The organism is Nonomuraea sp. NPDC048881, assembly GCF_040649795.1.
In the GTDB taxonomy this organism is placed as follows: Bacteria; Actinomycetota; Actinomycetes; order Streptosporangiales; family Streptosporangiaceae; genus Nonomuraea.
In genome coordinates this window covers 1-22,374 of the sequence record NZ_JBEZGC010000036.1, presented here as the reverse complement: position 1 = coordinate 22,374, position 22,374 = coordinate 1, and the positions used below count along the sequence as shown (strand labels likewise).

The following is a 22,374-nucleotide window of genomic DNA, read 5'->3' as shown; positions in this document are numbered from 1 at the left end:
CCGAAAGGGCAGTTCCGCATGTTCCCAAGCAGATCACCGCATGATCCCCCCTCCCTCAGGCCCCGCCGCACGAGCGCACTGCTCGTGGTCTCGGCTCTGGCGCTCGGCGCCCTCACGGTGCCCGGCACCCCCGCCCTCGCCGAGGAACCCGCTCCCACGCCGGGTCACACGCCGGGTCAGGTCACCGGCCCGGTCGCGCTGACCGGGCTGGGCCCGGGCGACCATACGATCACCCTGATCACCGGCGACCGGGTACGGCTCGGCGACGCGGGCGGCGGCAAGTACACCGTGCGCCCAGAGGCGCACGCCCGCCCCGACGGCACCACCGCCCGGCTGTCCGCGCTCGCCACCCCCAAGGGCGTGTACGTCACCCCGGGCGACGCCGTGCCCGCCATCAACTCCGGCCGTCTGGACCGGGAGCTGTTCAACGTCACCTATCTGGCCGAGAACGGCTACGCCGACGACAGGTCCAAGCAGCTGCCCGTCATCGTGCAGTACCCAGAACGGCACACCGACCAGGCCGTCGCCTCGGCGGCCGCGGCCATCCCGGCCAGCGAGCCCGTGCTCACGCTGGAAAGCGTGAACGCCTCGGCGATCCAGGTCACCAAGGCCGAGGCGGGCGCGTTCTGGAACGCGGTGCGAGCCGTACCGGACACGAAGGGCGCCAACGGGATCGTCGGCCTGGCCAACGTGCCGGACACTCTGCGCGGCGGCATCGCCAAGGTGTGGCTGGACGGCAAGGTCAAGGCCGACCTCGCCGAGAGCGTCCCGATGATCGGCGCTCCGCAGGCGTGGGCCGGCGGCCACGACGGCGCCGGTGTGAAAGTCGCCGTCCTCGACACCGGCGTCGACGCGGCACACCCCGACCTGGCCGGCCGGATCACCGACAGCAAGTCCTTCATCCCCGGCCAGCAGGTGCGGGACGGCCACGGCCACGGCACCCACGTCGCCTCCACCATTGCCGGCTCCGGTGCGGCGGACGGCGGCAAGCACAAGGGCGTCGCGCCCGGCGTCCGGCTGATCGTCGGCAAGGTGCTGTCCGATGAGGGGACAGGCAGCGACTCCCAGATCATCGAGGGCATGGAGTGGGCCGCGGCCTCCGGCGCCAAGGTGATCAGCATGAGCCTCGGCGGCGGGGCCACCGACGGCACCGACCCGATGAGCCAGGCGGTCGACACGCTCAGCGCGTCCTCAGGCGCCCTGTTCGTGATCGCCGCGGGCAACACGGGCGCGGCGGGCGCCGAGACGGTCGCCACCCCCGGCACGGCCGACGCCGCGCTGACCGTGGCCGCCGTGGACAAGAGCGACGCGTGGGCGGCCTTCTCCAGCCAGGGACCGCGCGTCGGCGGCGGCCTCAAGCCGGACATCGCCGCCCCGGGCGTGGCCATCACCGCGGCGCGCGCCGCCGGCACCAGCATGGGGAGCCCGATCGACGAGCACTACACGGCCGCGAACGGCACCTCCATGGCCACCCCGCACGTCGCCGGAGCCGCCGCGATCATGGCGCAGCTGCACCCGGACTGGACGGGCCCGCAGATCAAGGCCGCGCTCATGTCGACCGCGAAGGACGACGCGCTCAGCGTGTACAAGCAGGGAGCCGGCCGCATCGACGTGGCCAGGGCGTACGCCCAGCGGGTCTTCGCCACCACCGGAGGGATCGACTTCGGCGCGGTCGAGAGCGGCGCCGAGCCCATCACCAGGGAGCTGACCTACACCAACGGCGGCAGCGAGCCGATCACCCTGAAGCTCACCGCCGAACTGCGCAGGTCGGACGGCAGGGCGGTGGAGAGCGGGCTGAGCATCGCCGCGGCAACCCTCACCCTCCCCGCCGGAGGCACCGCCGCCACTGCCGCCACCATCGATCCCAAGGCCCTGCCCGACCTGGACAACTACACCGGCGTCGTCACCGCGACCGCCGAGGGCGTCCAGTTGCGCACCGCCGTGGGCGTCGTCCGCGAGGTGCCCAAGGCCACCCTGACGATCCACACCCTGGGCCGCGACGGCAAGCCGCGCAGCCCGTGGGCCCAGGACACCATCGACATCACCGGCGGCAAGGGCTTCATCGGCGGGGTCGGCCTGATCGCCGAGGGCACCACGGTCGTCCGCGTGCCGCAGAGCGTCATCAGCGTGACGCAGCTCATCGAGTGGGTCGGCGACGACGACCGGGGCAACCTGGCGGTGCTGTCCGTGCCGGAGTTCACCGTCACCGGGGACACCGAGATCACGCTCGACGCCAGGAAGCTGGCGGAGATCCGCTTCACCACCCCGCAGCCGGCCGAGCCGTTGAGCAACTTCCCCTACCTGGCCTACCAGCGGACAACGGTCAGCGGAACCCCGTTCATGGGGTTCGTGTGGCCCAAGGACTCATGGACCCGGGTGTGGGCGCTGCCCACGGAGAAGGTCACCAAGGGCTCCTTCCGCTTCCACACCCGCTTCACCCTCGGCAAGGCCGAGGTCGCCATGAGCGTGCGCGGGCGGGACCGGCTCCCCTTGAGCCCGGCCTCGGCGCTGCACGGCTACAACACCTTCGGGGTGCACGAGCAGAGCGACGGCTTCCCCGACTTCCGGCCCTTCACCGGCACCCATGACCTGGAGCTCGTGGACGTCGGGGAGGGCAGGCCCGAGGAGCTCGCCGGCCGCGACCTGCGCGGCAAGCTCGTCCTGCTGGAGGCGCCGATGTCGCAGAACACGTTCGGCGACGCGTGCGGAGTCCAGATCGAGCGGATCGGCCCGATCCGCGACGCCGGCGCTGCCGCCATCGCGCACTTCCCCAAGCCCGGGACGGGATGCGCGATCCCGCTGAGCTTCACGCAGACCCCGTTCACCGGACAGGCCAAGCCGATCGGCATCCCGACGGTGTCCCTGCCCTCCCGCGAGGCCCTCGGCCTGCGCGACCGGCTCGCGGGCGGCAGGCAGGTCACCGTCCGGGTGACCGGCACCGAGGAGACGCCCTACAGCTACACCTTCGCCCCCTACGAAGAGGGCCGGGTGTCCCGCTCGCTGCACTACACCTTCCGCGAGCGCGACCTGGCCAGGATCGACCTGGACACCCACGTCGTCGCCCCCAACCGCTACAACGACTGGCGTTACGCGCAGAAGGCCGACGACGTCATCCCGCTGTCGACCGGGCTCAGCGGGTGGGGCGGCCCCCGGCTCACCCTGCAGGAACGCCAGGACTGGGTCGGGCCGCTCGACTCCGGCCTCCTGTGGTCGCACGGCATGGAAGAGCAGCGCGGCGGGCCCACGGACGCCCGGATCCCGCAGTGGGCCCTGGAGGTGTTCGACGAACCGGTCCGCGTCCGGCAGTCGTGGATGACCACGCCGTTCACACCAGGCGTCGCGACCGGCTCGGACAAGGTCTACAAGCTCGCCAAGCCGGGCGCCAACCTCGGCGCGCACCTGCGCTGCCTGATGTGCGTGCAGGGCGACAAGCTCTGGGCGGAGTTCGAGCCCAGCTACGGCTCGCCCGGCAGCAGGAAGCACAACGGCGACCACTGGCCGACGCCCGACCTGTCCAAGCCGGGCTTCGACGTCCGCCTCTACCGGGACGGCAAGGAGATCCCGCGCGCCTCGGTCAGCGGCTCCACCATCCTGCCGGTCTTCGCCCTGCCGAAGGACTCCGGCAGCTACCGCCTGACCGCCAAGAACGACCGGCACGACGTCGAGTGGGTCTTCAACACCCCGGTGACGGCTCAGCGCCTGCCCGGCTCCTTCTGCTCGCTCGATGTGCTGTACGGCACGGCGAAGCCTTGCAAGCCGGCCCCGGTCGTGTTCGTCAGCTACGACCTGGGCGACACCCTGGACGTCACCAACAGCGTGCGCGCCGGGCGGTCACACACCTTCACCGTCGCCCCCTACCACGCACCGTCCCCGTCGAAGATGCCGGACATCGCCGGCCTGAGATTGTGGGCCAGCACCGACGACGGCGCCACCTACACCCCCGTCCCCGTCAAGCGCGACAAGGACGGCGCCTACACCGCCACGGCCCGCTACCCCGCCCTCGGTGCCACCAAGGGCGCAGTGACTCTCAAGGTCGAAGCCTGGGACAAGGCGGGCAACACACTCAAGCAGACCACCATCCGAGCCTTCAACCTACGCAAGTGACCACCTGACCATCGCCCGGCCGGACTCCCACCGTCCGGCCGGGCTCTTGGATCAGGGGCGGGATCGCCGGCGCCGGGATCGCGCTGGTCGTGGCTGCCTTCCTCCACGATCCGGCCGCCGTCGAGGAAGACGATGCGGTCGGCGCGCCGGACGGTCCGCATCCGATGCGCCACCATCACCACCGTCCGCCCCGCCATCAGGCGCTCGACGCCCTCGTGGACGGCCGCCTCGTTGACCGGGTCCAGCGCCGAGGTCACCTCGTCCAGCAGCACGATGGGCGCGTCCTTCAGCAGGGCCCGCGCGATCGAGACACGCTGGCGCTCACCACCGGACAGCAGCGCGCCGCCCGCACCTCCGGGAGGCTTGCGCCGGGACGGCCCAGGCGCACGTTCTCCTCGATCGTGCCGTCGAAGAGCTAGACGTCCTGGAAGACGATGGCGATCCGCGCCGTCAACGCCTCGGTGCTGATCGAGCGCACGTCCACGCCTCCCGCGCGCACCGCGCCGGCGTCCACGTCGTAGAAGCGCGCCAGCAGCTGGAGCCGCCGCTGACCTGCTGAAGGCGGTGGAGATCTGGCGGGAGCTGAACGCCACGGGCGCCCGCAAAGTCCCGCGGTCGCGCCGGTCACCTTCGTACCGGCCCGCTGGCGCGGCTACCTGGATACCGCGGCAAAGAGCGGCAATGCCAGCGCCTACCGGCACTACTGGGAGTTGTGCACGCTGCTGGTGCTACGGGACGCCCTGCGGGCGGGGGATGTGTGGGTGCCCGGATCGCGCCGGTATGCCAACCCGGCCGCCTAGAGCCTGTCTCAAAGGATCGTGAGCCAGTCGTTGAAAGCGGCGATGTGGACGGTGGCTTCGTATCGGACGGCGAGCTTGTCGTACCGGGTGGCGATGCCGCGGTGGCGTTCGAGCCGGTTGATGCCGCACTCGACGGCTGAGCGGGCGCGGTAGTCGTCTGGGTCGAAGGACGGCGGGCGGCCACCGCGGCTGCCACGCCGTCGCCGGGCAGCGACGCGGTCAGCCGGCTCGGGGATGGTGCACCGGATCTTGCGGGCGCGCGGGTGCTGCCGGATCGCGCGGGAGGAATACGCCTTGTCGGCCCGGACGATCTCGGGCCGGGTGCGCGGGCGACCGGGCCCGATCCGGGGCACCTTGATAGCGGCCATGACCGCGGGGAACTGTGGCGCGTCGCCGCGCTGCCCGGCTGTCACCACCAGGGCGAGCAGACGCTGACCCTGCTAACAGGCCAGATGCAGCTTGGTCGACAGGCCGCCCCGGGAACGTCCCAGGGCGTGATCGGCGGGTTCGGCCTGTACTCCGCCGGGTGGTTCGACCTGCGCTTGGCCGCGCCTCGACGCGCCGGCCGCGTGCTGGTGGGCGCGGCAGACGGTGGAGTCCACCCCGACCTGCCAGCCGACCAGGCCTCGGGCGTCGGCCAGGGCTTGCAGGCGGGTGAGGATCTGCTGCCACAGGCCGGCGCGTTGCCAGCGGCGGAACAGGCTGTAGACCGCCTGCCAGGAGCCGTAACACTCCGGCACGTCCCGCCATGGCGCGCCCACCCGTACCCGCCAGCGGATCCCGTCGATCAGCTGCCGTTTGCTCCGCCGCGACGGCCGACCTGGCCTTTTGGGTGCCGGCAGCAGCGGTTCCAGCCACGTCCACTGCGCATCTGTGAGGTCGAACCGCCGTGTCACCGCTAAGGTGGCCACGAGGTCTCCGGTTATTGGTTCTTCTTGGTCGTTGAACCCTTTACCGGAGACCTCTCTGCGTGTCCGGCTACGACACGCCGTTGATCAACACTTCGAGACAGGCTCTGGCCGAACGCGCCCCACGGTGGCCATGGAGCGTGCAATGGCGGAGGTGCTGTACGCGGCCGGGTTCACCGTTCTGCTACGCCCTGTTGTGGGTCTGCGGGTGAGGATGGCCCCACCAGCCGCCGTCTGAGATGTCGCTGCAGGCGGACAGCGGCCAGGCTGGGAGGGAGGCGCGGGACGGGGGTCAGGGGAGGAAGGTGCCGACTCGCTTGACCGTGCGGATCACGGGCGCGGTCTCCAGCTCGCGCACGCCGTGGAGCGGCGCCACCCGCTCGGTGAGGTAGCGGTAGAGGTCGCGGGTGTCGCGGCAGGTCACGCCGGCCATGAGGTTGGTGGGGCCGGTGGTGGCCGCCACCACGTCGGCCTCGGGATGGGCGGCCATGGCTTCGCCGACCGAGGCCAGGGCCGACGGCTCGATCTTCATCCACAGCCAGGCCTCGGCGTGGTAGCCCAGGGTCTGGGAAGGGATCTCGACGTCGAACCTGAGCGTGTCGCCGGCCCGCAGTTCGTCGAGGCGGCGTCGCACGGTGGTGTGCGACCATCCGCTGGCCCCGGCCAGCTCGCCGTATCCGGCCCGCCCGTCCTTCGCCAGCACCCGCAGCATGGCGTGGTCCTGCGCGGTCAGCGAGACCTCTTTCTCGTGCTGCTGCACGTGCCGGATCCGCTCGGCCTGCTCGTCGGTGAGCACCGCGACCCGGCTGCGCCAGCCGGCGAACATGTGCAGGGTCGCGTGCGCGGACATGGCCACGATGCGCGGAGTACGCGGCAGCTTCTTCAGCAGCAGGGCGTCGCCGTCCTGGTCGCCGCCTGCCTGGACGCCGCAGGCGATCTCGGTGCCGCCGGACAGCAGGCGGACCCACACGGTGTCGTCACGGCGGGCGAGGGCCTCGGCCACCTGGGCCGCCGCATCCGGCGTGCACACCAGGCGCACCGACCAGGCGGTGCGGCCGAAGCGCTGGCCGTTGAGCCAGCCGACCACGCGCAGGACGCCCTGCGCGCGCAGCTTCCGGTAGCGGCGGGCGACCGTGTGCTCGGAGGCGCCGAGCACCTCGGCGATCGTGCGGAAGGAGGCGCGGCCGTCGATCTGGAGCGCGTGCACGAGAGCGTAGTCCAGCGCGTCCAATGCGCTAGTTATCGCCATAATTCGACGCTACATGCCATTTATCGCCGCGAGATGGCATTTGAAGTGCGTAGATCGCCGAGGTAGCCGGATTCTTGCTGCATGAGCACCTACCTGGTTTTCGGCGCAACGGGCAACGTCGGCAGAAGGGTCGCCGAGCGGCTGGCCTGGAGCGGCGCAGCCGTACGAGCCACGAGCCGCAACCCCGCGGCCGCGAAGCTTCCCCGGAGCGTCGACGTGATCACCCCGGATCTGGCCGCGCCCGGCGCCCTGGACGACGTCGAAGCGGCCTTCCTCATGTGGCCCTTCCACTCGGCCGAACCCGCCCGCCCCATCGTCGACGCGCTCAAGCGCCGTGTCCGCCACGTCGTCTTCATGACCGGTGGGGGCGCACTGCCCGGAGTCACCCCCGAGGAGCAGCCCAACCCGGTCGCCCGCTGGCACGCCACCGTCGAGCAGCTGATCGAGCGGTCGGGCATGGAGTGGACGGTGCTCAGCCCCAGCACCTTCATGACCAACACCCAGTGGTGGAGCGACCAGATCAGGGCGGGCGACAGCGTCCGCGGGGCCTTCGGCTCGCTGGCGATGACGCCGATCCACCAGGACGACATCGCGGCGGTGGCCGTACACGCGCTGACCGAACCCGGGCACGACAGACGCCGCCACACCCTCACCGGGCCTGAGGTGTTGACCCAGGCCGAGCAGGTACGGGTGATCGGCGAAGCCATCGGCCGCCCGCTGCACTGGCGGGAGTTGACGCCGGAGCAGGAACGCGCCCGGCTGCTGGCCGACCCCGGCTTCCCTGACGGCTTCATCGACGAGCTGCTCGACGGCTACACCAAGATGGCTGCCGCCCCGCCTCCGGAGGTCACCTCCGCGGTGCGTGACATCACCGGGGCGCCCGCAACAACGCTGTCGGCGTGGGCCGCCGAGCACGCCGACGACTTCGGCGGCGACCAGCGATGAGGGTGATCGTCATCGGGGCCGGCCTCGGCGGGCTGGCCCTGGCCAACGGACTCCTCAGGGCCGGCATCGACGTGGCCGTCCACGAGCGCGACCTATCGCCGCACGTCCGCCGCCAGGGCTACCGCCTGCACCTCAGCGACATGGGCCTCGACGCGCTGACCAGCGTGATGACCCCGGAACGGCGAGCGGCCTTCCTTGCCACCGCCCACACACCCTCGCCCCGGTTCGTCCGCTTCGATCCCACGCTCGCAGGGGTGGAGGTCCTCGGACACAGCGGACGCCACCTGTCGATCGACAGGCAGACGCTCCGCGAGTCCCTGCTGCCCGACGTGGCGGAGACGATCACGTACGGGACGCGGCTGACCGGCTTCCAGGTCGTGGCCGACCACGTGACGGCGCGCTTCGACGACGGCACCACCGTCACAGGCGACGTCCTGGTCGGCGCCGACGGCATCAACTCCGCCGTGCGCGGCCAGTACCTGCCGCATGCCCGCGTCGTCGGCACCGGCCTCGTCCAGCTCTACGGCAAGATCCCGGCCGAGTTGGCCGAGGGCATGGACAACGTGTTCACTGCGATCACCGGTCCGGGCCATCGCGTGGTGGGCGTTGCGCCGACCCGTGACTACGCCACCTGCTCCTTCGGCGCCCGCGCCGAAGACCTCCCTGCCGGCCTGAACCTGATGACGCAGGATCAGCTCAGGTCCCTCGTCATGGACCTGACGGACGGCTGGCATCCCCTCGTCCGGCGGATGATCAGCCAGTGGTACGACGTCTTCCCGCTGGAGCTGCGCACCAGCGTCCCGATCCCGCCCTGGCAGACCACTCGCGTCACGCTGCTCGGGGACGCCGCCCACGCCATGAGCCCGGCAGCCGGGGCCGGGGCCAACCTCGCCCTGCGCGACGCGGCGGCGCTCACCCAGGCGCTGGCCCCGGTGCTCGCCCGCGGCGGCCCGCTCATCCCTGCGCTGCGCTCCTACGAGCAGGAGATGATCGACACCGGGTTCGCCGCGGTCCGCATGTCCGCCGCCAACGGCGCCCGCTTTCTCGGCCAAGACCCCCTGCCCTCCAGTTGACGGCGCGTGACTCTGCGGCGCCGGACGGGTCGCGTCCGCCCTTGGTGAGGCCGGCACCGGCGCGCCCCCAACTGATGTCGGCACTTCGTGCGTTTCCGGGACGGTCCAGGGCGTGTACCCGCTCCACACCGGCTTCTGACGCGCCGGACGGGCGCGGCTGTCGTCCTTCTTGTGGCCGGAGGGACCGGCCTGGGGGAGGAGCAACGGCCGTCGCCGCCGACCGAGAATCGCAGTGCGGCCCCGGAGATCATCGGGGCATCCGGTGGCCGTAACGGACGCACCTCGCGTACGTCGCAACCTCACCGCAGGAGCCCATGTGACCCGTCTTCGTCCCGTATTCACCGTCGCGCTGCTGGCCGCGGCCACCGTGGGGGCGCTGTCCCTGCCGGCCCAGGCGACCGAAGGCCAGTCGTGCAACACCGGACCGAACGGACCCGCCTGCCACTCGCCGGGCTGGGGAACCAAGTGACAGGAAGGAACGCCATGCGTCACGCACGCCGCCTCGTCGTCGCCGCGCTCCTGGCCGCCGCCTGGGTGGTCCCCGCCACCGTTCCCGCCCAGGCCGACAGCCGGACCGACTGCTACCAGATCTTCAACCACAACTACCAGGCCCTCGTCTATCAGGGGTGGAGCCCCGAGAAGGCCGCCAACGAGGCGCTCCTCTACTACGACGAGTGCATGCGGCTCAAGGAGAACCCCGCCTCGGACCACCCGACCGACTGACCTCTCCGCGCAACCGTCCCGGGGCCTGCTTCCACGCGCGCAAGGACGTGCGCGGAAGCAGCCCCCGGCCGGTCAGACGCCGATCGTGAGGGTTCCGGGCGCGGTGAGCCGCGCCACGCCACCGGCGGCGCAGGCGACCGGGTCGGGCTGCAACCCGAGGCCCTGCGAGATGGCGGGCAGGCCCTCGTACCTGCCGTCCTGGATCGAGCCGGTGGCGATGACCTGGATGTAGCCGGCGAGCCGGTTCACGACCCGGGTGTAGGCGAACGTGCTGTGCTCCCCGGCGCTCCAATGGTAGGTCCGGGTCCCGCCGGCCGAGGTGAGCAGGCTGGTGCAGGTGGCGCCCGTCGCCGTCCCGGACTCCTCGTACCAGCCGGTAGGGGCGGCACCGTCCGTGCAGGCGGTGAGCCGGCCGTGGACGGCGAACGCCACGGTCTGGGGCGTGTTCGTCAGCGGCGGTTGGTAGACGATGTCCTCCTGGAGGGTGCAGACCTGGAGGGAGGCCGCGTGCGCGACGGACGCGGGCAGCAGGCTCAACCCCACCGTGACCAGCACGGCGAGGGCCAGGAACACAGCGGGCGCGGATCGTGCCGAGCCTCGGGCGGTACGTCGCGGCGACATGGGCGGGGCCCCTTCCGTGAAGGTGGACGGGCAGGCTGGGCCCGGGTGGCGTACCTTGCCAGGAACCGGCTGCCATCGGGCGCTTACGTATAGTGAACCGCTCCGCGTCGTCCGCCCAGCGTCCGCGCGACCAGCATTTGCCATCAGCGGGTGCTCAAGGTGTCGCCGTCCGGCCAGGATTGCGGTCGCGGTACTGCGGGAACCCGCCGCTCAGGGCGCCCGGCGGTCGAAGCGGCTGATCGAAGGGCCGTGGACGAACTCTCGCGACATCTCGATGAAGCTCTGCGGGAACCGAGCGGGAAGGCGCTGGCCCGGTCGAGCCGCTCGACCACCTCCGGCGGCACCCGCAGGTGGCAGGCGGCGAGGTTGTCGGTGAGCTGGTCGAGCGTCCGCGCGCCGGAGATCGGGTGGATCCAGGTGTGATGCGGCCCGGTCCAGGCGAGGGCGGCCGGCTTGCTCAGCACCCGGTTGACGTGCGCCTTCACCGTGGTCTCCGTCAGCCACTGACGCGATGGAGTTGGTGCAGCCAGTTGAGCGGGGGTCGGCACGGTTGTGGGACGGTTTGGCGGGGGAGAGGTGTTCACCGGGCCCACTCTGCTGCCGTGGGGATGCCGCGCACATCGTCACCGGGTCTCGGCCGGCTCGTCCGGAGGTCGCGACGGCGTCGTCCCGGAGGACGAGGTGCACGCCTGCGACATCCCGGCCCATCTCCGGAGAAAGCTGGTCCAAGACGTCGCCGACGGCACGGTCAGCTTCGCATCCCCTCGACCGTGAGCACCCGCGCCGCCTCAGCTTCGGTCGCCGCGCGCACTTCGACGAGATCGTTCTCGTGGCGCAGGATGGTGACGATCCCGGTCAGCAGCGTGAGTCGGCGGATGCGGTCCCGGGCGACGACCTGCCGGTCGACGGAGAACACGGCGGCATGGGCGTTGTCGTCACTGCCCCAGGTCCAGGCGCGGCCGCTGACTCCGGGGCCCGGACGCAGCAGGACCGTGCGGACGTCGGAGGGCGCCAGCCGGTAGGTGGGCACGGCGTGCGGGTTCAGCTCCTTGCCGATGCGCATGCTCACGCGCAACTGCCTGGCGGACCGGTCGAGCTCCTTCTGCGACCAGGATTCGATGTTCGCGGGAAGGTTGCCGAGCATGTCGATGCGCAGGCTGCCCAGGGTCTCCTCGATCCGCCGCCCTGCTTCGATCGTCTCCTGGGGAACGAGGCCACGGAGGCGGCTCGGCTCGTCCGCGGTGGAGGGCCGTACGGGAACAAGGGGCGGACCTGCGGTTCGGGCACGTCGGAGGGATGCAGCGCTGGCCATTGCGCCGGCCGGGCCACGGGGGAGCCGAGGTCGAGCGGGAGGATGTCACGCATCCTGTCGGTGTCCCAACCGATCGCCTCCGGCTCCGCCCGCAGAACCGGGCCGGCGGCGGGCCCAGCAGCAGGGCCTGCCCGGAAGGGGAGCGCATGAGACCGCACAGGTGCACCACGCCGCCCGGACTGAGGCAGACGACCTGCCCGGCCTCGGCCCAGGGCGCACCGGGCGCCGGGGGCTCGGCGTCCCAGACCTCCAGGAGAAGCGGCAGCCCTGGAGGCCGGAGGGTGTGGGTGATCTGTGCGGCGACCAGGTCGGCGAGCGACCAGCATCGGTACTCGGCGATCGCTTCGTGCTCTCCGGGTTCCAGACGGTTCCTGCTGATGTCCTGGCTGTCAGTCCGGCACGGGATGACCAGGGACGACGATGTTGCCATCGTTGCGGACCTGCATCATGAGAAGCCGGTCATCGTGATCTGACAACACGACACGAGCACCTTGTCGGGTCTTCATCGGGTTGCTCTTTGTCCTGTTCGGCGCATGTGATCTCGATCGGATTCGATCTCCACCCGAATCGGCACGCTCGGTGGCGAACCTCCGGCTCGGCGCTCTGGCCGCCGACGCGGGTGACCACGAGACCGCGCAGGAACACTGGAGGAGAACGGCAGTCCCGCGCCGGCTCACTTTGCGAGCGGTCCTGGTCGTCTGCGTGACCCACCTGGCGCTCACGCTCTTCTGGCCGGCCGTAGGCGTGCTCCGGCAACTGAGCCGGAGCCATGCGATGCGCTCAATGGCAGCGGCGAGGGCGGCCGACTCGACCGGCGGGCCCCAGGGGGTGCGGATCGGCTGACCCGCGTCCCTCCAAGGCCCACGAGGGTGGTGATGGCCAGCAGCCCGACGGCGGACAGCATGAGCATGGCGCCGTACAAGACGGTGAAGCGCAGCCGTACGGCGCACGCCGATCCTCGCCACTTTCGCGCGGGTTCCAGGAGGAGGTCGGGCCGGACCTAACAGCGAGGTGACGGCCTCTGTTCGACCCGTGTTAGGGCCAAGTCCGTACAACCGATCGCATGCAAGCAACCATCGACGTCAGCGGGCTGCGCAAAAGGTTCGGCCCGACCCTGGCGCTGGACGGCATGTCGTTCACCGTGCTGCCCGGCCGGGTCACCGGGTTCGTCGGCCCCAACGGCGCGGGCAAATCCACCACGATGCGGGTGATCCTCGGCCTGGACGCGGCCGAGGAGGGCCACGCGCTGATCGGCGGACGACCGTACACCAGCCTGCGCAACCCGCTCACCCACGTCGGCGCGCTGCTGGACGCCGGCGCGCTGCAGCCGGGCCGCACCGCGCGCAACCACCTGCTGTGGCTGGCCCACTCCCAGGGCCTGGCCGGCAGGCGGGTCGATGAGGTGCTCCATCAGGTGGGGATGCAGTCCGCCGCCCGGCGCAAGGCGGGCGGCTTCTCGCTGGGCATGCGCCAGCGGCTCGGCATCGCGGCCGCGCTGCTCGGGGACCCGCCGGTGCTCATGCTGGACGAGCCGGTCAACGGTCTTGATCCCGAGGGCATCGTGTGGATGCGCGGCTTCCTGCGGTCGCTGGCCGGCGAGGGGCGGGCCGTGCTGGTGTCCAGCCATCTGATGAGCGAACTGGAGGACACCGCCGACCATCTCGTGGTGGTGGGCAAGGGCCGCGTCATCGCCGACACCAGCGTGGCCGATCTCATCACGACCGCCTCCCGCGGCCAGGTCACCCTGCGGACGGCGGCGCGCTCGGAGGCGATGTCGGTGCTGGGTCACGCCGGCGCCACGACGGCCGTGGCCGATCGCGACACGATCGTCGTCTCGGGGCTGCCGTCGGAGCGCATCGTGGCGGTACTCAACGCCGGCGGAGTGCCGTTCTCCGAGGTGGCGACGCACCGGGTGACGCTGGAGCAGGCCTACATGAACCTCACCGCCGATGCGGTCGAATACCGGGGAGCGGCACGATGAGCGCCCTTTCACACCGCTCCTCACGCCGCTCCGAACCGCAGGCCGGGCGCGGAGAGTTCGGGCGGTTGCTGCGCGCCGAGTGGACCAAGTTCAGGACGGTGCGCGGCTGGGTGGTCGCCCTGACGGCAGCGGCGCTGGTCACCGTGCTGCTCGGGTTGCTGTCGGCGTCCAGCAACCACGCCTCGTGCGGCGCCGGTACGGTCGAGGTCGCCTGTCCACCGCCTCTGACGGGGCCGGATGGCGCAGCGGTGGACGACAAGTTCTTTTTCGTTCATCGGACGCTGGCCGGGGACGGCAGCATCACCGCCCGCCTCACCTCCATGACCGGCAAGATCCGTAAGCCCGACGTCACCCCAGGGGTGCGGAACGAGGTCGCCGGGCTCGTGCCGTGGGCGAAGGCCGGAGTCATGATCAAGGAAAGCACCAAGCAGGGCTCTGCCTACGCGGCGGTGATGATGACCGGCGCGCACGGGGTGCGGATGCAGCACAACTACACCCACGACGTGCCCGGCAGGCCGGGCGGCGTCTCCCCGCAATCGCCGCGCTGGCTGCGGCTGACCCGCGCCGGCGACACTCTCACCGGGTACGAGTCCGCGGACGGCACCAACTGGACCCAGATCGGCACCGCGGCCCTGGCCGGGCTACCGGCGACCGTCCAGGTCGGGCTGTTCGCGACCTCCCCCGGCGATGTGACGGTCACGCAGGGGGATCTCGGCGGGTCCGTCGCGGCGGCCCGCTTCGCGGAAGCCACCGGCGAGTTCGACCAGGTCAGGCTGCAGGGCAGCGCGCCTGGCGCGTGGCGCGACGACGACATAGGCGTCAGCGTCGCGCCCGACGGGACCGAGCACCACCCGGGCCGCGCCGGCCGGGCCGGCGGCACCTTCTCCGTCACCGGCGTCGGCGACATCGCGCCGACCATCGAGGGCCAGGCTCCCGAACGTCCCCTCAGCAGCGCGCTGACCGGCCTGACCCTGGTGATCGTGGTGGCGGTCATGTTCATCACCGCCGAGTACCGCCATGGCCTGATCCGCATCACCCTGCTGGCCGGCCCGCGCCGCGGCCGGACGCTGGGGGCCAAGGCGCTGGCGCTCGGCCTGGTCACCTTCGCCGTCGCGTTGCCCGCCACCGCGATCACGTTCGCGGCCGGCCGGCGGATCCTGCTCGACAACGGCAACGCCGTCCTGCCGGTCTCCGGGTTCACCCAGGTGCGCATCGTGGTCGGCATGGCGGCGCTGTTCGCACTGGCCGCCGTGCTCGCCCTCGCCCTCGGCGCGCTGCTGCGGCGCAGCGTCGCCGCGGTCATCACCGCCATCGCGGTGATCGTGGTCCCGCACGTTCTCGCCACCACCTCGGTCCTGCCCGACGGCGCCGCGCAATGGCTGCTACGTCTCACCCCGGCGGCCGGCTTCGCCATCCAGCAGAGCGTCCCGCAATACGCGCACGTGCTCGGTCACTACGCGCCCATCGCCGGGTTCTACCCGCTGCCGCCGTGGGCCGGCCTGGCCGTGCTGGCCGGCCATGCCGCGCTCGCCCTCGGCTTGGCCGTCCTCCGACTCCGCCGGAGGGACGCATGAGAGAGCACCTGCACGCGGAGTGGACGAAACTGCGCACCCTGGCCGGCACCGGCCGGCTGCTGCTCACGATCGTGGTGCTGACCGTCGGCGTCAGCGTCGCGGCCTCCGCCGTCGTGTCCTGCGCCTCGGAAAGCTGTGGCTACGACCCCGCCAAGATCGGCCTCTTCGGGGTCCAGGTGAGCCAGGCGGTCGTCGCCATCTTGGCCGTCCTGGCGATCACCGGCGAGTACGGCACCGGCATGATCCGCCTCACCCTGACCGCCATGCCGGGCCGGACAGGCGTCCTGGCCGCGAAGGCGATCATTCTGGTCGGCTTGACCTCGATCGTCGGGAGCGTCGCCGTGCTCGCCTCCGCGCTGGCCGCGCGGTGCGTCCTGCTCGACAACGGCTTTCCCGCCGACGTGCTCCTTCTCACCAGCGGTCCCGTGCTGCGCGCCGCCGTCGGCTCGGTCCTCTACCTGGCGCTGATCGCCCTGTTCGGCCTGGGGGTCGGCGCCGCCGTACGAGACTCCGCCACCGCCATCGGGGTTGTGCTCGGCCTGCTCTACCTCTTCCCCGCCCTCATCCTCGTGATCGCTGATGATGACTGGCAGCGGCTGCTCTGGCAGATCTCCCCGATGAACGCCGGGCTCGCCATCCAGGCCACCACCCACCTGTCCACCCTCCCCCTCAGCCCATGGGCCGGCCTGTGCGTACTCACCGCATGGGCCACCGCGGCGCTCCTGGGCGGCGGGCTGCTCCTACGGCTGCGCGACGCATAGGGGCAGATGGCCGACCCCTCGGGTGGACAGGGACACCACTGAGCCGGCACCAGGGCTGACGGGAGTGGCGCCGCTGGGGTCAGAGCTCCATCCAGCGGCGCCCCCACGTCGGTGACAGTGATCTCGTTGTACGCATACGCTACGGCTGAGCAAGGGCGGCCAGGTTCACCACGCGGACGCCGGCGCCCTGCGTCCAGAAGATGACACCGCTACCTGCCGACCACTGCCTGCCACCCGACGGCAGCTCGGCGCCCTTGAAGATCACGGTCGTCTCCGTGCGGGCGTCGTAGATGGCGCCGAAGCCGGTGAAGAACCGATCCCGAAACGGGTAGCCACACTGCCCTTGACGGCAGTAACCCTCTCGACGTCCTCCGCCCTCAGGCGTACCGGGCAGGGAAGGGCCCCGGGCCGCGGAAGCGCGAACGCCTCCACGGCCGGACCCGGAGGTCCGCACACGGACCCGCGCGCCGCGCCGCTCCGGAACCACAGGCTGCTGATCAGTCGCCCGTCGGGAAGGACGTGCCGAGCGGGGCCGTCCGTGAGCGTGAACCCGGCCCTGAGCAGGGGTCTCCGGCAGCCGACGTCGCTCGCCCACGAGCCCCGAGGCGCCGCCGGCAGCTCCGTCCGCTCAGGCGCACCGGATTTGCGGAGCTGGTGCGGTCACCAGGTCACGGGGAGCTCGTACACCCCGTACACCTGGCCGTCGTGCTTGAAGGGGATCTTCTCGAACTCGGTGGCCAGGGCCAGGGTGGGGATGCGCCTGTAGAGCGTGCCGTAGGCGACCTGCAGCTCCAGCCGGGCCAGGGGCTGGCCCAGGCACTGGTGGACGCCGAAGCCGAAGGCCACGTGCCGGCGGGCGTCGCGGCGCACGTCCAGTTCGTCCGGGGCGGGGAAGATCCCGGGGTCGCGGTTGCCGATGTCGTTGGCCACGATGATGCCCTCGCCCGCGCGGATGACCTGGCCGCCGATCTCGATGTCCTCCTTGGCCACCCGGCGCCGTCCGCCGTGGGTGATGTTCAGGTAGCGCAGCAGTTCCTCCACCGCGCCCGCGATCAGCGCGGGGTCGTCGCTCCCGCGCAGCAGGGCGAGCTGGCCGGGATGGCGGAGCAGCGCGAGGGTGCCGAGGGCGATCATGTTGGCGGTGGTCTCGTGGCCGGCCACGAGCAGCAGGACGCCCATCTGGGCCGCCTCCTGCCTGGTCAGCTCACCGGCCGTGACCCGGGCGGCCACCTGGGACAGCAGGTCGTCGCCGGGGCGGACGAGCTTGTCGCCGACGAGCCCGTCCAGGTACTGCCGCAGCCGCCCGCCCGCGGCCGTCCGGTCCTCGACCGACACGTCCCGCTTGACGATGATCTGGCTGTTGTCCTGGAAGAAGCCGTGGTCGGCGTACGGGACGCCGAGCAGCTCGCAGATCACCAGCGACGGCACCGGCAGCGCGAACGCCTCCACCAGGTCCACCGGCCTCGGCCCCGCCAGCAGGTCGTCGATGAGACGGTCGACGATGCGCTGCACGGCCGGGCGCATGCTCTCGACCCGCTTGACGGTGAACGCCCCTTGCACCATGCGGCGCAGCCGGTGGTGCTCGGGGTCGTCCATGAAGACGAAGCTGATCGCGCTGTCGGGCCGGTTGGGCGCCAGGACCGGCAGCGGGTAGCCGGGCCGAGTGACGTCGGAGCTGACCTGCGGATGGCTCAGCACCGCCTTCTGCTCGGCGTAGCCGGTGACCAGCCACACGGTGCCGCCGTCGCGCAGCCGCGCCCGGGTCAGCGGCGCGTCCTGCCGGAGCGCCTGCAGGGCCGGCGGCGGGTCGAACGGGCACGCCGCCGCCCTGACGCCGGGGAACTCGGGCAACGAGCCGGACATGTCCTGATCTGGGGCGGCCGTCATGACGGTGTTCCTTCCCCTTGCCTGGCCCGGACGGCGCTCATCGACTTCCCGCCTGACGCATCCGCGCTCGCCGTTGTCATGTCCAGTAACCGACGCGCGCCCTGGTAAGTCAAGCGCCTGCTTCGAGGAGCTCCGTGATCGCAGTGCTCTGGACGACACCCCACCAATATGCGAATATGTGTTCGATTATTGAAGATCGTCAACGGAGGCGAGCCCCGCAGTCATGCCGGGACGTCTCCAGAACGGAGTGCCTGTGCGCACATCGACCCCTGCCCGTGCTCCTCTGCCCCGCCGATTAGTCGCGTGGGCCGGGCCCCTGCTCCTGGCGGCGGCCCTGCTCGTCACCCAGACGCCCACCGCCGCGACCGCCGCGACCGCCGCGGACGCCGCGACCGTCTCCGACCTCGGCGTCGCCGGGGAGGGCGGCGACGTGGTGGCGCGCAACAGAAAGGTCTTCGTCGCCGCCGGCGACCGGATCGTGGTCGCCTCCACCGACGGCAAGGTCGTCGGCACGATCCCCGGCCTGTCCGGCGCCGTCGCCCTGGCCTCGCCGGAGGACGGCAGGAAGGTGTACGCGGCGCTGCGCGGCTCGAACGAAGTGATCGAGATCGACAGCACCACCCTCGCCATCAGCAGGCGCATCGACCTCACCGCGTACCCGTGCCCGTCGAGCCTGGCGCAGGAGTACGACCGGCTGTGGATCGGGTTCGGCTGCGGCGGAGCGGGCGGGGGAGGCGTCCTCGGCCTCGTCACGTCGGCGGCGACCCCCACCCTCGTCCGGGTCGGGCCGGCCACGACCGGTGCCCCGCTCGTCGCCGTCGCCGGGAACACGCTGGTGGCCGGGGAGTCCGGGGTCAGCCCCGCCACGGTCAAGGTGTACGACATCAGCACCACGCCGCCCACGTCGAGCGGCGAGATCCGGGGGGAGGCGAACGGCCTGCCGGCCCTGCGTGATCTCGCGCTCGCCGAGCACGGCGCGACGGCGTTGTCGGCGCTGCACGACACCCGCCGGTTCGACGCCTGGGACACGGCGGCCCTGACGCGGGGCCGCGCCTACGACGACAACGGATTCGGCGACCAGGGCGTCCCCGTCACCGTCGGGGCCAGCCCGAACGACGCCTACGTCGTGGGCGGCTGGAACTCCCAGGCAGGCGACGCGGCCGAGCTCGTGGTGTACGACGCGACCACCTCGGAGGTCATCTACACGGCCGCCCACCAGGGGAAGACCGTGGTGGCGGGCAGCGTCGCGTTCTACGGCACAGTCACCTTCGCGGTCCTGAAGGAGCCCGGCACCGGCCGCATGCACCTCTGGCGGCTGCCGCCCTCGCCCTACCACTCCTCCACGCTCACCCTGACGGCTCCCGCCAAGGTGACCACGCTCCAGGAGTCGGCCTTCACCGGACGGGTCACGCTGAGCAGCGGACTGCCGCCCGGCGTGCAGACGCTCGAACTGTACCGCTGGCTCCCCGACGGCACCTCCAGGCCGTTCGAGGAGGTCACCACGGCGGCGGACGGGACCTACCGGTTCACCGACACGCCGCCGTCCACCGGGGCGTACAAGTATCAGGTGTACTGGCCGGGCAACTCATGGTTCCGGGGGAGCGGCTCCTCGGTGACCGTCACGGTGGGCCCGTACGAGCCGACGCTCACCGTGACCGGACCGGCGACGGGCCACGTCGGCACGCGCCTCGCGTTCAGCGGCACCTTCGGCGCCGACGGCATCACCTTCCCGCGGACGACCATCACCGTCTCGCTGCGGGTCGTCGGCCCGGACGGCGCCGTCACCTCGAAGAGCGTGGCGAAACTGGTCCCCACCCCCGACGGGACGTTCAGCTTCTCCGACACGCCGGCCGCGGCCGGTGAGCACACCTACACCGTCGACCTGGCGGGCAACTCGGACGTGGGGCCGGCGCGCACCACCCACGTGGTCGCCGTCCGCTAGCGGCCCGCGCGACGTCCTGACGCCGGGCGCTTCAGGCGGCTTCCAGGACGAAGAACAGGAAGCACAGGAACCGCGCGCCGGAGATCTCGCGGAGCTCGTCGGGGAACAGCTCGCGGGCCTCCGGCGCGTACGGCGGTTCACTGATCACGCTGATGCGGAAACCCGCCGCGGTGAAGGCTTCGGTCATCGCGTGCAGCGGCCGGTCCCAGAAGCTCAGCCGGCTGGTCTGCCCGCCCATGGTCCACTCCTCGACCCGGTTGCGGGTTCCGAAGTAACCAGGCTTCTCCCCGGCCTTGTGCTGCGTGAGGGTGATGACGAAGGGGTGCTCGACCGAGACGAGGAGCCGGCCGCCGGACCGCAGCACGCGTCGCAGCTCGGCCAGCGCCGGCCCCCAGTCCTCCAGGTAGTGCAGCACCAGCGACGCGATGACGTCGTCGAAGGCGTCGTCGGGGAAGGGCAGCGGGCCGGCCAGGTCGGCGACCCGCAGGTCCGCCTCGGGGCCCAGCCTCCGCCGGGCCATCTCCAGCATCCCGGTGCTCGCGTCGACGCCGGTCACGACGGCGCCCCGATCGCGCAGTTCGGCGAACAGGGGGCCCGAGCCGCACCCGGCGTCGAGGATGCGCCGGCCGGTCACGTCCCCGGCGAGCTCCAGCATCGCGGGCCGCTCGTAGTACGCGTTCGCCAGGCTGGTCTCGTTCTCGGCCGTGTAACCTTCGGCGATCGCGTCGTAGGCGTGGCTCTCGGGCGAGTCCGCGACGCGGTTCTCGGGCATGGTCGTCATAGGGGTCATTCTGGCCCGCATGTCCCGGGAGCGCGGAGATGCGGCCCGTCCGCCGGCCCCGGCTGGTCGTCCGTCCTGTCGAGCAGCAGGGCGGCCGCCCGGGTGAGCACCTGGGCCCGGGTGCGGCCGCCGTGGTCGGCGGCCAGGAAGTGTTCGCCGATCGCCACGCAGAAGGCCAGCAGGCTGCGGGCCTCGACCTCCTCGGGGTCGGAGCAGAAGCTGCCGATCATCTCGCGCAGCAGCGCCATGCGCCGGTTGTCCACCCGCCGCAGGCGTTCGGCGACCGCCTCGTCACGCCTGGCCCAGTCGCGGACGGCGAGGTCGATGGGCAGCAGGCGGTCGTCGGAGAAGGTGAGCACGCCGGCGCGCTGGATCTTGGTTCGCGGGTCGCCGCCCTCGCGTTCGACGCGCTCGATCACCTCGTCGGTGCTCTCCCGCTCCCAGGTGTCCAGCATCGCCTCAAGCAGCGCCTCCCGGTCGGCGAAGTACCCGTAGAACCCGCCCTTGGTGACGCCCAGCCGCTTGGCCAGCGCCTCCACGCGCACCGCGTCGGGGCCGCCGGCGGCCAGCGCCCGCAACCCCTCCTCGATCCACCCCTCCCGTGTCGTACGGACCGCGCCCACAGTGTGTGCCACCTCACTCGGAACATATGTATACGCCACCGTATAACCGTGGTTAACCTCAGTATATACGGCAGCGTATAGACGGGGAGGGATCATGAGGCTGGCGAACGCCGCCCACACCGGACGGCCCTGGCGCATCCACGACATCGCCGGAGATTTCGAGCTGGAGGACGTGTGGGTGATCCGCACCCCCGGCGCCGGACGGGAGGACTTCTCCGCGGTGCTCGCCGCGATGCGCGACTCCAGCGGCGGCCCTCTGCCGCTGCGGCTGCTGCTCGCGGCCCGCTGGAAGCTGGGCGCCCTGTTCGGCTGGGACAGGGCGTCGGCGGGCGTCGGAAGGCGCGTCCCGTCGTTGTGCGAGCGCCTGCCCGCCGACCTGCGCCGGGCACCGCACGACTCCGACGCCGGCCTGGCGCCCTTCTCCCCGGTCTACGCCCTGGACGACGAATGCGCGCTGGAGCTGGCGAACCGCACCGTGCACGCGGTGATGCACCTGGCATGGGCGCCGGCCGCCGGCGGCGGGCACGAGCTGCGCATGGCCGTCCTCGTGCGCCCCAACGGCCTGCTGGGACGCTGCTACATGGCCGCCATCATGCCGTTCCGCCGCACCCTCGTCCTGCCGGCCTTCGTCCGGCGGCTGGAGCGGGCCTGGCGCGAGCGCGACGCGGGCGTCCTGGAGTCCGCCGTCGGGACGGGCGGCATCCCGCCGTCCGTCCGCGCGCTGAGCTCCTTGCCCGTCGTCGACTACGCCGACCACTTCGCCCTCACCGTGAACGCCGTCGACACCGAGGCCGGGGCGACGGCGGAGCGGTGGGCGCGGGCGATGTTCGGCGACGTGCCCAGCGCGGGGGAGCGGTTCATCTGGCGGGGTCTCCTGGGGCTCCGGCTCGCCCGCGGCCGATCGCCCGCCACCGTGGCCGGGTGGCGGATCGCCGCGCGTGGCGACGACTGGATCCGGCTGGAGACCGCGTCCTGGTTCCTGACCGCCAACCTCGTCGTCCGGGCGGCGGACGGGCGGGTGTCGCTGACCACCCTCCTGCGCCATGACCGGCGCCTCGGGCGCGTCGTGTGGCCGCCCCTGTCGGCGATC

The 22,374-nt window shown here is 71.8% G+C and carries 19 protein-coding genes and 1 pseudogene; 10 read left to right on the top strand and 10 right to left on the bottom strand.

All coding sequences use genetic code 11. From position 1 onward, the window contains the following. Positions 1–84 precede the first annotated feature (84 nt). Entirely contained in the window at positions 85–4,104 is a 4,020-nt protein-coding gene (locus AB0C33_RS50040) for a S8 family serine peptidase (RefSeq protein ID WP_358302550.1), read from the top strand. Here the strand turns inward: AB0C33_RS50040 and AB0C33_RS50035 are convergent. The 3 genes and pseudogenes from AB0C33_RS50035 to AB0C33_RS50025 all read right to left on the bottom strand — a co-directional run bounded on the left by AB0C33_RS50035 (position 3,990) and on the right by AB0C33_RS50025 (position 7,061). After that, the gene (locus tag AB0C33_RS50035; RefSeq protein WP_358302597.1) at positions 3,990–4,409 is read right to left on the bottom strand and encodes a hypothetical protein; all 420 of its coding nucleotides are present in this window, start codon (positions 4,407–4,409) and stop codon (positions 3,990–3,992) included. The two genes, AB0C33_RS50040 and AB0C33_RS50035, sit on opposite strands and share 115 nt — an antisense overlap. A gap of 503 nt (positions 4,410–4,912) precedes the next feature. After that, positions 4,913–5,800, bottom strand: a pseudogene (locus tag AB0C33_RS50030) (IS5 family transposase). Between the two features lie 304 nt (positions 5,801–6,104). Beyond that, positions 6,105–7,061 (bottom strand): AsnC family transcriptional regulator, encoded by a 957-nt coding sequence (locus AB0C33_RS50025; RefSeq protein WP_358302547.1) that lies wholly within the window; start codon positions 7,059–7,061, stop codon positions 6,105–6,107. An 81-nt stretch (positions 7,062–7,142) separates the two neighbouring features. Between AB0C33_RS50025 and AB0C33_RS50020 the strand changes: the two genes are divergently transcribed. The 4 genes from AB0C33_RS50020 (at position 7,143) to AB0C33_RS50005 (ending at position 9,802) form a co-directional block, all read left to right on the top strand. Further along, positions 7,143–8,006, top strand: a complete 864-nt coding sequence (locus AB0C33_RS50020) for an NAD(P)H-binding protein (protein WP_358302544.1) — start codon at positions 7,143–7,145, stop codon at positions 8,004–8,006. Beyond that, on the top strand, positions 8,003–9,079 hold the full coding sequence (locus tag AB0C33_RS50015; protein WP_358302541.1) for an NAD(P)/FAD-dependent oxidoreductase: 1,077 nt from the start codon (positions 8,003–8,005) through the stop codon (positions 9,077–9,079). The genes AB0C33_RS50020 and AB0C33_RS50015 overlap by 4 nt, the downstream gene beginning before the upstream one ends. Before the next feature lie 316 nt (positions 9,080–9,395). Next, positions 9,396–9,548 (top strand): hypothetical protein, encoded by a 153-nt coding sequence (locus tag AB0C33_RS50010; protein ID WP_358302539.1) that lies wholly within the window; start codon positions 9,396–9,398, stop codon positions 9,546–9,548. Positions 9,549–9,562: 14 nt separating this feature from the next. After that, entirely contained in the window at positions 9,563–9,802 is a 240-nt protein-coding gene (locus tag AB0C33_RS50005; RefSeq protein ID WP_358302536.1) for a hypothetical protein, read from the top strand. A 72-nt stretch (positions 9,803–9,874) separates the two neighbouring features. Here AB0C33_RS50005 and AB0C33_RS50000 read toward each other — a convergent pair whose 3' ends face one another. The 3 genes from AB0C33_RS50000 to AB0C33_RS49990 all read right to left on the bottom strand — a co-directional run bounded on the left by AB0C33_RS50000 (position 9,875) and on the right by AB0C33_RS49990 (position 11,567). Beyond that, positions 9,875–10,423 (bottom strand): hypothetical protein, encoded by a 549-nt coding sequence (locus AB0C33_RS50000; protein WP_358302534.1) that lies wholly within the window; start codon positions 10,421–10,423, stop codon positions 9,875–9,877. 143 nt (positions 10,424–10,566) lie between these two features. Beyond that, positions 10,567–10,908 carry a hypothetical protein gene (locus AB0C33_RS49995; RefSeq protein WP_358302532.1) on the bottom strand — a complete coding sequence of 114 codons (342 nt, stop codon included), beginning with the start codon at positions 10,906–10,908 and terminating at the stop codon, positions 10,567–10,569. Between the two features lie 263 nt (positions 10,909–11,171). Further along, on the bottom strand, positions 11,172–11,567 hold the full coding sequence (locus AB0C33_RS49990; protein WP_358302529.1) for a hypothetical protein: 396 nt from the start codon (positions 11,565–11,567) through the stop codon (positions 11,172–11,174). 1,231 nt (positions 11,568–12,798) lie between these two features. Here AB0C33_RS49990 and AB0C33_RS49985 point away from each other — a divergent pair. From AB0C33_RS49985 to AB0C33_RS49975, 3 genes are read left to right on the top strand one after another with little or no spacing between them, the layout of a single operon-like run. Beyond that, on the top strand, positions 12,799–13,716 hold the full coding sequence (locus AB0C33_RS49985) for an ATP-binding cassette domain-containing protein (RefSeq protein WP_358302527.1): 918 nt from the start codon (positions 12,799–12,801) through the stop codon (positions 13,714–13,716). Next, positions 13,713–15,290, top strand: coding sequence for a hypothetical protein (locus tag AB0C33_RS49980; protein WP_358302524.1), 1,578 nt, complete (start codon positions 13,713–13,715; stop codon positions 15,288–15,290). Before AB0C33_RS49985 ends, AB0C33_RS49980 begins: the two co-directional genes overlap by 4 nt. Further along, positions 15,287–16,051: an ABC transporter permease gene (locus tag AB0C33_RS49975; RefSeq protein WP_358302522.1), complete on the top strand. Its 765-nt coding sequence runs from the start codon at positions 15,287–15,289 to the stop codon at positions 16,049–16,051. Before AB0C33_RS49980 ends, AB0C33_RS49975 begins: the two co-directional genes overlap by 4 nt. Positions 16,052–16,190: 139 nt before the next feature. On the opposite strand, the gene AB0C33_RS49970 is transcribed toward AB0C33_RS49975, so the two are convergent. After that, entirely contained in the window at positions 16,191–16,316 is a 126-nt protein-coding gene (locus AB0C33_RS49970) for a hypothetical protein (RefSeq protein WP_358302519.1), read from the bottom strand. A 395-nt stretch (positions 16,317–16,711) separates the two neighbouring features. Beyond that, entirely contained in the window at positions 16,712–17,938 is a 1,227-nt protein-coding gene (locus AB0C33_RS49965; RefSeq protein ID WP_358302516.1) for a cytochrome P450, read from the bottom strand. Between the two features lie 253 nt (positions 17,939–18,191). Here AB0C33_RS49965 and AB0C33_RS49960 point away from each other — a divergent pair, with 253 nt between their 5' ends. Next, positions 18,192–19,880 (top strand): hypothetical protein, encoded by a 1,689-nt coding sequence (locus AB0C33_RS49960; protein ID WP_358302513.1) that lies wholly within the window; start codon positions 18,192–18,194, stop codon positions 19,878–19,880. 31 nt (positions 19,881–19,911) lie between these two features. Here AB0C33_RS49960 and AB0C33_RS49955 read toward each other — a convergent pair whose 3' ends face one another. Together AB0C33_RS49955 and AB0C33_RS49950 are read right to left on the bottom strand one after the other, a co-directional pair. Further along, entirely contained in the window at positions 19,912–20,670 is a 759-nt protein-coding gene (locus AB0C33_RS49955) for a class I SAM-dependent methyltransferase (protein ID WP_358302510.1), read from the bottom strand. Continuing rightward, positions 20,667–21,296 (bottom strand): TetR/AcrR family transcriptional regulator, encoded by a 630-nt coding sequence (locus tag AB0C33_RS49950; protein WP_358302507.1) that lies wholly within the window; start codon positions 21,294–21,296, stop codon positions 20,667–20,669. Before AB0C33_RS49950 ends, AB0C33_RS49955 begins: the two co-directional genes overlap by 4 nt. Before the next feature lie 82 nt (positions 21,297–21,378). Here AB0C33_RS49950 and AB0C33_RS49945 point away from each other — a divergent pair. Continuing rightward, a partial coding sequence (locus AB0C33_RS49945; protein WP_358302504.1) for a DUF2867 domain-containing protein occupies positions 21,379–22,374 on the top strand: 996 nt, incomplete at its 3' end.

What these genes read in the sequence shown, in the direction of transcription:
- AB0C33_RS50025 (WP_358302547.1), bottom strand. Translation starts at nt 7,061, where the DNA reads ATGGCGATAACTAGCGCATTGGACGCGCTGGACTACGCTCTCGTGCAC.
- AB0C33_RS50020 (WP_358302544.1), top strand. Translation starts at nt 7,143, where the DNA reads ATGAGCACCTACCTGGTTTTCGGCGCAACGGGCAACGTCGGCAGAAGG.
- AB0C33_RS50015 (WP_358302541.1), top strand. Translation starts at nt 8,003, where the DNA reads ATGAGGGTGATCGTCATCGGGGCCGGCCTCGGCGGGCTGGCCCTGGCC.
- AB0C33_RS50005 (WP_358302536.1), top strand. Translation starts at nt 9,563, where the DNA reads ATGCGTCACGCACGCCGCCTCGTCGTCGCCGCGCTCCTGGCCGCCGCC.
- AB0C33_RS50000 (WP_358302534.1), bottom strand. Translation starts at nt 10,423, where the DNA reads ATGTCGCCGCGACGTACCGCCCGAGGCTCGGCACGATCCGCGCCCGCT.
- AB0C33_RS49990 (WP_358302529.1), bottom strand. Translation starts at nt 11,567, where the DNA reads ATGCTCGGCAACCTTCCCGCGAACATCGAATCCTGGTCGCAGAAGGAG.
- AB0C33_RS49985 (WP_358302527.1), top strand. Translation starts at nt 12,799, where the DNA reads ATGCAAGCAACCATCGACGTCAGCGGGCTGCGCAAAAGGTTCGGCCCG.
- AB0C33_RS49980 (WP_358302524.1), top strand. Translation starts at nt 13,713, where the DNA reads ATGAGCGCCCTTTCACACCGCTCCTCACGCCGCTCCGAACCGCAGGCC.
- AB0C33_RS49975 (WP_358302522.1), top strand. Translation starts at nt 15,287, where the DNA reads ATGAGAGAGCACCTGCACGCGGAGTGGACGAAACTGCGCACCCTGGCC.
- AB0C33_RS49965 (WP_358302516.1), bottom strand. Translation starts at nt 17,938, where the DNA reads ATGACGGCCGCCCCAGATCAGGACATGTCCGGCTCGTTGCCCGAGTTC.
- AB0C33_RS49955 (WP_358302510.1), bottom strand. Translation starts at nt 20,670, where the DNA reads ATGACCCCTATGACGACCATGCCCGAGAACCGCGTCGCGGACTCGCCC.